The organism is Actinomycetospora sp. 2LY8.5, assembly GCF_057180585.1.
This window is the reverse complement of the sequence record NZ_JBXUHE010000062.1, coordinates 18,387-28,124: the sequence shown is the minus strand read 5'-3', so window position 1 is coordinate 28,124 and position 9,738 is coordinate 18,387. Positions and strand designations below refer to the sequence as shown.

9 protein-coding genes are annotated in these 9,738 nt (G+C 70.7%); 8 read left to right on the top strand and 1 reads right to left on the bottom strand.

Features of this window, described 5'->3' with window-relative positions:
• Nucleotides 1-615: 615 nt before the first annotated feature.
• Nucleotides 616-792 (bottom strand): hypothetical protein, encoded by a 177-nt coding sequence (locus tag AC2A1K_RS33355; protein ID WP_483900652.1) that lies wholly within the window; start codon nt 790-792, stop codon nt 616-618.
• Nucleotides 793-1,248: 456 nt separating this feature from the next.
• Here AC2A1K_RS33355 and AC2A1K_RS33350 point away from each other — a divergent pair, with 456 nt between their 5' ends.
• The 8 genes from AC2A1K_RS33350 (at nt 1,249) to AC2A1K_RS33315 (ending at nt 9,735) form a co-directional block, all read left to right on the top strand.
• On the top strand, nt 1,249-2,550 hold the full coding sequence (locus AC2A1K_RS33350) for a cytochrome P450 (protein WP_483900651.1): 1,302 nt from the start codon (nt 1,249-1,251) through the stop codon (nt 2,548-2,550).
• A complete protein-coding gene (locus AC2A1K_RS33345) occupies nt 2,547-2,756 on the top strand; it encodes a ferredoxin (protein ID WP_483900650.1) in 210 nt (69 codons plus the stop codon). Before AC2A1K_RS33350 ends, AC2A1K_RS33345 begins: the two co-directional genes overlap by 4 nt.
• A 247-nt stretch (nt 2,757-3,003) precedes the next feature.
• A complete protein-coding gene (locus AC2A1K_RS33340) occupies nt 3,004-3,930 on the top strand; it encodes an ABC transporter substrate-binding protein (RefSeq protein WP_483900649.1) in 927 nt (308 codons plus the stop codon).
• On the top strand, nt 3,912-4,718 hold the full coding sequence (locus tag AC2A1K_RS33335) for an ABC transporter ATP-binding protein (RefSeq protein ID WP_483900648.1): 807 nt from the start codon (nt 3,912-3,914) through the stop codon (nt 4,716-4,718). The genes AC2A1K_RS33340 and AC2A1K_RS33335 overlap by 19 nt, the downstream gene beginning before the upstream one ends.
• The gene (locus tag AC2A1K_RS33330) at nt 4,715-5,587 is read left to right on the top strand and encodes an ABC transporter permease (protein ID WP_483900647.1); all 873 of its coding nucleotides are present in this window, start codon (nt 4,715-4,717) and stop codon (nt 5,585-5,587) included. Before AC2A1K_RS33335 ends, AC2A1K_RS33330 begins: the two co-directional genes overlap by 4 nt.
• Before the next feature lie 28 nt (nt 5,588-5,615).
• Nucleotides 5,616-6,656, top strand: a complete 1,041-nt coding sequence (locus AC2A1K_RS33325; RefSeq protein WP_483900646.1) for an NAD(P)-dependent oxidoreductase — start codon at nt 5,616-5,618, stop codon at nt 6,654-6,656.
• 8 nt (nt 6,657-6,664) lie between these two features.
• On the top strand, nt 6,665-7,624 hold the full coding sequence (locus tag AC2A1K_RS33320; RefSeq protein WP_483900645.1) for an HpcH/HpaI aldolase/citrate lyase family protein: 960 nt from the start codon (nt 6,665-6,667) through the stop codon (nt 7,622-7,624).
• Nucleotides 7,621-9,735, top strand: a complete 2,115-nt coding sequence (locus AC2A1K_RS33315) for an acetate--CoA ligase family protein (protein ID WP_483900644.1) — start codon at nt 7,621-7,623, stop codon at nt 9,733-9,735. The genes AC2A1K_RS33320 and AC2A1K_RS33315 overlap by 4 nt, the downstream gene beginning before the upstream one ends.
• Nucleotides 9,736-9,738: the final 3 nt, after the last annotated feature.

Here is a 9,738-nt window from a genome sequence, read left to right as displayed (position 1 = left end):
GGTCGTTGGCGCCCTCCGACCACGGTGACAACACCCCCCAGATCATCAACGACAGGGGCACTCAGTCATGCCGTGGCCGGCGGCCTGCAAGCCCTCACCGGGCCTGATCAAGAAGGTAACGGGGCGAAACGTCGGCCTACTGGGTGAGAGACGACGTGGTGGGGCGGGCAGTTCCGCGTCGCTGTCGGTTCGCGCACCTGGTCGCAAACCGGGGCGGAATCACCGTGGAGCGCGCCGACGCCATGGTTCGTTGGATCGACATCGAGCGATCGACCGATAGATGGCAGCAGATGGTCATGCGTGGCCGCGGACATGTGCCGCAGTCATGACAGGTGGGGCGGTCGGGCCCGACGGCAGGCTGGTCGCGCCTGCAGGAGCAGGTCGGAACTGTCGTGCGACGGCCTGCACGACGCTCCGGGGGTTGCTCGAGCCGGTGACGGTGTCGGTTCGAGCTGGCGGTAGTGCTGTCGTGCGAGGCAGGGCTGAGGGATCGCTGATGATCTTGCGGAACGGGAAGGTCGGCGACTCGAGGACGGTCGCCGTGAAGCGTGACCGAGCCGGCCCCGGAGGCGCGAGTACGGGTGATCCGACCTGCGTGGCGCTGTTCGCAGGCGCTCAGGTGACTCGGTCGCGGGCCAGGACGCCCTTGGTGTCGTGGCTGCCGTAGAGGTCGGGGGCCTCGTCGAAGTGGCCGGCGTCGCCGTGGACGTTCTCCGCGGGGAAGTCGTGGCGGTCGACCCAGTCGAGCAGTTCGGGGAGCAGCGCACGCGGATGCGAGACCCCGAGGCGCATCCAGGCCCGCCTGGGATGGCAGTCCCCCGATGAGTACGAGCACACCTGGCACACCAGGCGGGCTCACCCCGAGCCCGTCCCGGCCAGGTAGGAAGCACTCCGGGCTACCGGGGGAACCTCACCCAGTACTGGCAGCAAGGGGCTCATGAGCCTCTCGGTGCATCTGCGGAGCTCTGGTCGTTGCTGGGCCCGGCTCGCCGGGCACGAAGCCTCACTCGCCTCCGTAAGGGCGCTGACCGAAGCGCCGAGGGAGGCCACGCCGGCCCCGGCCAGTGCGAACAATCGTTGAGCAGCGACCGACACAGATCAAAGCGTGTCTAGCTGACCCCTATTAGGGCTTGACAAACGTTCCCGATCTGGGCACTGTGACGCTGCTCCCACTGCAGGTCGCCCACGCGACTTCGGTCACCGTCCCGGGTCGTACCGGGGCGTCAACTCTTGTCATCGAGGAGGGCCATGGATCCGATCGCCTCGCCGATGCGGGACGTCTCCGTCGCTGTCGCTCAGGCCAACAGCGTCGCTGACGCCCCCTCCGTCGTCGTCCGTGACCACGTCGACGCCCAGTTCGTCCTGAGGTCGCGGGAGTTCGCCCCCATCCACTGGTCGTCCGGGCACGGTGGGCAGTGGCACACACTGCTGATCCGCGACAGCGTCATCGACCTTCACGGTGACCCCCATTTCGAGCGACGGCGGATGCTCGCGGGCCTGTTCAAGCGCACCGCCTTGCTGAAGGAGTACGAGCAGGAGTTCCTCGTCCCGAACATGGACCGGTGGCTCGAGGAGATCAGGACTCGAGGCGGGGCCAGCTACGAGTTCGATCTGATCGCTGCGGTGCGCAAGCTGATGGTCAAGGTCATCGCGCGGCTCGTCGGCCTCGACGGGATCGACGAGGAAGATGCCTATCGAGAGTTCGACCGAGTGCTGATCCCCCTCGAGCTGGGGGCTCGCAGCAAGTTCGCCAAGAACCCGGAAGGGATCGTCCGCGACGCGCTCGAAGCACAGCTCGAGGTCGTCCAGAAGTACTTCGAGCCGGCACGGGCACGTCGAGCGGCATTGATCGCTGCCGTCGACGCCGGCGACATCGATGTCGACGAGCTCCCCATGGACCTGCTGACGCTGATGGTCCAGCACGAACCGCACTGGGAGCAGTTCGGCGTCGACGCCGCGCACCGTGAGGCGAGCCTGCTCCTGATCGCGTCGATCGGCTCCACCACCAACGCTGTCGGCTTCGCCGTCCACGACCTCGACCGTTGGCTCCGAAGGCACCCTGAGGACGAACGGTGGCGCCGGGACCCGGAGTTCCTCCGTCGTTGCTTCTCTGAATCGCTGCGTATCGGGCAGACGAACACTTTGCTGCGCACCGCCCAGTCCGACGTCACGCTGCCCAGTGGCACCGTCGTGCCGCGAGGCGGTGTGGTCCTGATGGATCGGCCGGCCACCAACACCGCCTTGTTCGAGCAGATCGAGGGCGCCTCAGAGTCGAATGCGTTCGATCCGGGCCGCGCCGTCCCGAGGGGTGCCCAGCAGTACGGGTTGGCGTTCGGAGGGGGCGCGCACATGTGCATCGGACGCGACTTCGCCATGGGGTCGAGGCCGGCCGCCGACGACTCCCTCGAGCTCGGCGTCGGGTTGCGGATCTTCCACAAGCTGCAGGACGCCGGGGTGCGCCTCGTGGCCGGCGAGGAAGCGACGTGGGACGCGCGCATGCCGGGGCGCCCGACCTGGGAGACCTTGCCCGTGCGGTTGGAGTCCCTGTGACGAACGACGATCTCGAGATCGAGGTCGATCTCTGCGCCGCGGCGGGTTACTGCGTCCGTATCGCCCCTGAAGTGTTCCGACTCCCCCCGCTCGCGTCCGTCGTCGAGGTTCATGCCGACGATCAGACGATCGCCGCTTCGGCAGATCTGATCATCGAAGCGCGCAGGGCCTGCCCCACCGGAGCCATCTGGTTCGGCGAGGACTAGCCAGGTCTCGCCAGGTCTCGCCGACGTCGCCGTCTCGAACCGACCACCACCGTCGCACTCCCGTCGCCGAGGGGGAACATCGATGTCTTCCCGAAGTTCAGTGCACGTCCTGCTAGGAATCGTTCTCGTTGCGCTCCTCGCCGCCTGCAGCAGCTCGCCGGCGCAGACCGATGGGAGCACCACGATCACGCTGGGTTTCGCTCAGCGGAACCCGGACATCGCCCAGGCAACGGAGACCTCCCTCCTGATGGGGCTGCCGTACGCCCAGCGAGCGGGGCTCGTGGTCGAGTTCATGGGTTTCGAGGGGTCCACCCCGACGCTGCAAGCGCTGACCGCCGGACAGGTGGACCTGGCCCAGAACCTCGGCACCGGCACCCTGATGTCGGCGGTCTCCCGCAATCGCGACCTGAGGGCCGTCTCGAGCAGCATCACGACCAACCAGCTGCGGCTCTACACGAAGCCCGGAAGCGGGATCAGCACGACCGCGGATCTGAGAGGTCGCAAGGTCGGCGTCCTGAGCCTGCAGTCCGAGACCCAACTGATCCTCGAGTCGGCGGTGGGGCAGGACGCGGGTCTGGGGCCCCAGGACGTCTCCTATGTCGCGGTCGGCAACGGTGTCGACTCGTTCGAGATGCTCGCCAACGGCAACATCGACGCGCTGTACACCGGCGACGACGCCGCGGTCCTCCTGCGCCAGCGGGTGGACATCGTGGAGGTCCCGTCGCCGGCCTTGGCGACGCGGGGGTTCATCACCGCGACGGTCGTGCCGGCGTCGATGCTCAGCGAGGACCGCGACCTCCTGGTCCGCTACGTCCGGGCCTGGGCGCAGGGCGTCGCGTTCGCGAGGGAGAACACCGAGGCCGCCGTCCGCGTCCACTGGGAGAAGTTCCCGCAGAGCAAGCCGGTCGGAGTGCCGGACGACCAGGCCCTGGCCACGGCCAGCGAGCAACTGCGGATCCGGCTCGGCCACCTGGTCCCGTTCGAGGGGCGCCAGGGTGACGTCGACCCCGCGGTGATCCAGGGCGCGGTCGACCAGCTCGCGAGCCGGGGCTATCTCGAAGGGGGCCCGCTGGCCCGCGACCGGTTCTGGGACCCCCAGCTCCTCGCCGAGATCAACGATTTCGATGTGGCGGCCGTCCAGGAGGAGGCACGAGCGTGGCCGAACACGAGGTGACCGTCCAGCCAGCCCGGACCCCGGTTCCGGCCCTGGCCCTCTCCGGGGTCGTGAAGAGCTACCGCACCCGCGCCGGCGCTGATGCGCACGCCCTCGGCCCGGTCGGGCTGACCCTCGAGGAGGGGGAGTTCCTTTCGGTCGTCGGGCCCAGCGGCTGCGGGAAGACGACCTTGATGAAAATCTGTGCCGGGCTGGCCGGTGCGACGTCCGGTGGCGTCGACTTCGCCGGGTCCGGACGGCCGGTACCGAAGGGGCGTTACGGGATCGTGCTGCAGACCCCGGCCCTGCTCCCGTGGCGGACCGTGCACGGCAACATCGAGCTGCCCGCCGAGATCCTCGGGCGGCCGGCACCGGGCGTCGAGCGCCGGGAGCTGGCCGGGGAGATGCTGCGCCTGGTCAATCTCGAGGGACAGGGCGGGCGCTATCCCCAGGAGCTCTCCGGCGGGATGCAGCAGCGGGTGGCGATCGCCCGGGCGCTGTTCCTGCGGCCGGACGTGCTGTTCATGGACGAGCCCTTCGGAGCCCTGGACGCGATCACCCGCCAGGAGCTGAACCTGCGGTTGCAGTACATCCACAGCGAGCGACGCACGACGGTCGTGTTCGTCACGCACAGCATCGAGGAGGCCGTGTTGCTGTCCGATCGGATTCTGGTGCTGTCGGATCGGCCAGGCGTGGTCGTCGACGACGTGCGTGTCGATCTGCCGCGTCCGCGCAGCCTGGCCGAGATCGGCGCGAGCCCGCAGGCCAAGGAACTCAAGGAGCACATCAGCGCGAGGTTGGTCCCGTGAGCACCTCGCAGCGCTCGCGGGAGGCGGCGTTGGTCGGGACGACCGCGACCGCGTCGGTCTCCGAGGCGACGCCGAGACGGCGTCGCATGGTGCCGGACGCCGCGTGGTCCCTGGTGCTCGCGCTGGTGCTGATCACGGTCCTGGAGCTACTGACGCGGACGGGCCTGCTGTCGAGCGACATCTTCCCGATGCCGTCACAGATCGCCGAGTCGATCGTGGACGGTGTCGGGTCCGGCCGGTATCCGGTGGCCTTGGCCTCGACGCTGTGGACAACGGTCGTGGGATTCCTGCTGGCGGTGGTGCTCTCCCTGGTCGCGGCGGGTCTGGTGGTGAGCTCACCCCGGTTCGAACGGATCGTGATGCCCTTCATCGTCGCTTTCCAGACCCTGCCCAAGGTCGCGCTCGCGCCGATCATTCTCCTGATCTTCGGCTTCGGCGCGACGACGAAGGTCGTGATCGTGGCCGTGGTCAGCTTCTTCCCGATCCTGATCAACGCCGTCCAAGGATTGCGCGTCCGCCAGCGCGACACCCTCGAGCTCCTGGTGTCCCTGGGCGCGACCCGCTGGCAGATCTTCCACAAGCTGCGGGTCCCGGGGTCGGCGCCGTACCTGTTCGCGGGCTTCCAGATCGGTCTGGTCTTCGCGGTCATCGGTGCGGTGACCGCCGAGCTCGTCGGAGCCCCGGACGGTCTCGGCGCGGTGATGCTGCAGGAGATGGCCCGGTTCAACATCCAGGGCATGTGGGCCGTGCTTGTCGTCCTCATGGTCGTGGGGGTCGTACTGCGCACGGTGATGGTCCTCATCGAACGACGAGTCGCCTTCTGGGCGCGGGAGCAGAGCGACGAGGTCGGGGCCTCCGGCGGTGCCTGACACCGCTCGGCGAGAACAGGAGGAGTCCGTGAACGGGTCCCGGTCGACCGCGAGACCGCGTGTCGCCCTCAACCATCCCGCGCTGCACCCGGTGCTCGGTGAGCTGTTGGAGCCGCACGTCGACGTGGTGGTGGCCGGCGACCACCGCCCGGAATCGGTGCTCGCGGCCGGGGCCGGGGCGGCAGCGCTCCTGCTGCGGGGACCGGGAACAGTGCCGCGGACGGTGCTCGAGCAGCTGGACACGGTCCGGGGCGTGGTCTGTGCGGGTTCGGGCACCGACACCGTGGATGTGGACGGGTGCACGGACCTGGGCATCCCGGTGGTCAACAACGCGGGCGCCGCTCCGGGCCCGGTCGCGGAGTACGCGATCGGCGCGGTCCTGATGCTGCTCAAGCGGATGGGCGAGGCCGAGAGGGCGTTGCGGGCAGGCGAGCCGTGGAGCCGACGCACCGAGCTGCGCGGTCGCGAGGCGAGCGGTCGCACGCTCGGTGTCGTCGGATTCGGTCACATCGGGCGGGAGGTCGCCCGGCGAGCCCGGTGGGGGCTCGACATGGCGGTCGTCGCCTACGACCCGGTGCTCGGCGACGAGGTCTTCGCCGAGCACGGGGTGACCCGGATGGACCTCGACGATCTGCTGGGCTCCGCGGACGCGGTCACCCTGCACCTGCCGCTGCTGCCGAGCACCGCAGGCCTGATCGACGCCCGCGCCCTCGGGCTGATGCGTCCCCGCGCGGTCCTGGTGCACGCCGCCCGCGGCGGCATCGTCGACGAGGACGCCCTGTACGACGCGCTCGTGGCGGGCAGGCTCGGCGGTGCCGCGATCGACGTGTTCGCCGACGAGCCGCCATCGGCCGACCACCCGTTGTTCGGTGTGCCGTCGGTGCTGGCGACGCCCCACGTCGCGGGGATCACGGAAGAGGCGGTCGAGCGCCTCAGCCGTGGTGCCGCGACGAACCTGCTGATGCTGCTGCGCGGCGATCGCCCGAGCTCGCTCGTCAATCCCGAATGTTGGCCCCCCGGCCGCGGCACCGCTCTCGGATGGCCGCTGCGCACCGGACCGACCAGGTAGGAGAAGCGATGTCCGACTCGCCGAGCAACGCCGTCGGCCGAGGCACCCTGCGGCTGCGCCGATCGGTGCTGATCGCCCCTGGCGACAACCCCGCGATGCTGACCAAGATGGCGGCGTCGGCCGCCGACGTGTGCATCCTCGACTGGGAGGACGGCGTCCTGCCCGCCCGCAAGCGCGCCGCCCGCGGTGTCACGACCGAGGCGCTGGCAGGCGACTGGCGCTGCCTCGAGCGTCTGGTGCGCGTCAACGGCCCCGACACCGAGTGGTTCCGTGACGACCTCGCCGCAGCCGTGGCCACCCACTGTGACTCGATCATGCTTCCGAAGGTCGAGAGTGCGGACGACGTCGCCGAGGCGGACCGGTTGATCACGGAGGCCGAGCACGCCGTGGGCCGCGACGTCGGTTCGGTGATGGTCTGGGTGCTCGTCGAGACGGTGCAGGCGGTGCAGGCGCTGGAGGTCATCGCGCAGGGTCCCCGCATGACGGCGATGATCTTCGGTGCTGGTGATCTCGGCGCCGACCTGCGCCTGCGCCGCATCAACCTCGGGGCGAACCGGCTGCTCGGCCCGATCAGGCACGAGTACGCCTACGCGATGGGCCGCTTCGTCACCGCCGCGCGCGCCGGCGGGATCGATCCGGTCAGCCCGGGCTTCTCCACCTACCGGGACCTCGACGGCACCCGCGAGGAGGCCGAGATCTCCGCCCAGTTCGGGTTCGCTGGTTCGTTGGCGATCAGTCCACGGCAGATCCCGACGCTGAACGCGGCCTACCGGCCCTCGGCCGACGACGTCGCCTGGGCAGACGAGGTCCTCTCCAGCACGGGTACCGCGCAGGCCGCGGACAGCGCGGTCACGGTGGTCGACGGTGGCATGGTCGACGGCCCGTTCGTGCGCAACGCCCGGTTCCTCCGCCAGCTGGACAGGCTCGCCTCCGAGCGCGACGAGGCCGTGCCGGCGGTGGCCCGATGACGATCCTGGAGCAGCGCACACGACCGGAGCAGGAGCTCGCCGACCTGACCCGACTGCTCGCGCCACGCTCGATCGCGGTGGTGGGCGCCTCGGAGCGGGGTCTGGGCGGCAACGCCACCCGGAACCTGCTCGAGCACTCCCGCTTCGACGGCACGGTGCACCTGGTGAGCCGTCACGGCGAGGTCTTCGGGCACCCGGCGGTCGCGTCGCTCGACGAGGTCGACGAGGACGTGGACCTCGTGCTGGTGGCTGTGGCCCGGGGGGAGGTTCCGCACGTGTTGCGCCAGGCGCAAGCACGGCGAGCCGTGTTCGCGGTGGTGATCTCCGCCGGGTTCGCCGAGGCCGGGGACGAGGAGGGCCGCAGGCTCGACGCCGAGATTCGCGACGTTCTGGCGGCGGGGACGCTGCGCATGGTCGGGCCGAACTGCCCGGGTGTCGGTGACCTGGCCCGACCGCTGGGGCTGACCATCCAGCCGGGCTTTCCGGACGAGCTGGGCGCCGGCTCGATCGGCGTCGTCGCCCAGAGCGGCGGCCTGACGCGGTGTGTCCTGCAGGCCCGCCACCGCGGGGCCGGATTCTCGGCGTTCTTCTCCCCGGGCAACCAGACCGACCTCGACATCGCCGACTTCGCGGGGTACCTCGTCGACGACCCTGCGACGCGGGTGATCGCGCTGGTCGCGGAGCACTTCCCGTCCACGAGCCGACTCGCTGTCGTCGCCGAGCGTGCCCGCGCGGCGGGCAAGCCGATCGTGCTGCTCAAGTCCGGGGCGTCGCAGGCCGGTCGAGCGGCGGCGGCGTCGCACACCGGCGCCATCGTGGGGTCCCGGGCCGCCGCCGAGGCGAGCGCGAGGCGGATGGGGATCGTCCTGGTGGACGACGTCGACCGGCTGGTCGAGGTGGCGGCGCATCTGGACCGCGGCCTCGCCGCGACAGGCCCCGACACGCTGGTGCTCGGCATGTCCGGTGGCTCCGCCGTGGTCGTCACCGACGCGCTGGACCGGGAGGGCCTGACGCTGGCGACGCTGGGCGAGGGCACCCGTGCCCGCCTGCGCGAGGTCCTCCCCGGATCGGTGTCGCTGACCAACCCGCTGGACCTGGCGGACGCCAGCTTCCGGGGGACGACGTTCCGCGACGCGCTCCGCATCGCCGCGCAGGACGAGGCCGTCGGGGTGGTGCTCGTGCTGTTCAACGCGTGGTACGGCGCCGTCAGCCAGGTGTTCGCCGACGCCTGCCGGGAGGTCGCCGCCGACTCGGCCACGCCGATCGTGCCGGTGTGGATGTCCGCGCGCGGGGGCGCCGAGCTGGAGGAACTGGAGGTGGCAGGGCTGTTCCCCGCCCGCTCGGCGACCGGCGGCGCGGTGGTGGCGCGCGCGCTCGTCGAGACCGCACGGGCCCGGTCCGAGAGCGCACACCCGCGGCCGACGGCCGGCGCACCAGCGCACGAGGTGGACACGGCAGGCCTGCGCCGGGGCCTCCTGTTGGAGGACGAGGGCAAGGAGCTCCTGCGTCGCAACGGCATCCGTGTCCCGCGCGAGCGGATCGTGGACTCCCACACCGAGGCCGCCGCCGCAGCGTCGGACATCGGTTACCCGGTCCTCGCCAAGGCGTTGCATCCCGAGGCGACGCACCGCGCGGGTACCGGCCTGGTGACCGGCGTCGCGCGGGACACCGGCGAGCTGGCCGCGCACTGGCTCACCCTGCGCTCCGCCATCGACGCGTTGCCACAGCCTGAGGACGCGAGGGTCCTGCTGGCCGAGTTCGTCCGTGGAGAGGTGGAGGCCTACGTCGGGCTGGTGCGCGACCCGGAGTGGGGTCCGATGCTCAGCGTCGGGCTGGGTGGTCGGTGGATCGAGGAGTTCGCCGACGCATCGCTGGTCCCGCTGCCCGCGACGCGCGAGGAGATCGCCGCGGCGGTGGACCGCGCCCGGCTCGCCCGGGTGCTGACCAGGACCGGCACGTCGGCCACGGCCCGTGAGGCGCTCGTGGACGCGGCCTGGCGGGTCGGCGCCGTGGCGACCGTGGCACCCGAGATCGTCGAGATCGACGTGAACCCAGTGATCCTCACCGAGGACGATGCCGTGGCCGTGGACGCCCTGGTCCGGGTGAGCTGAGCC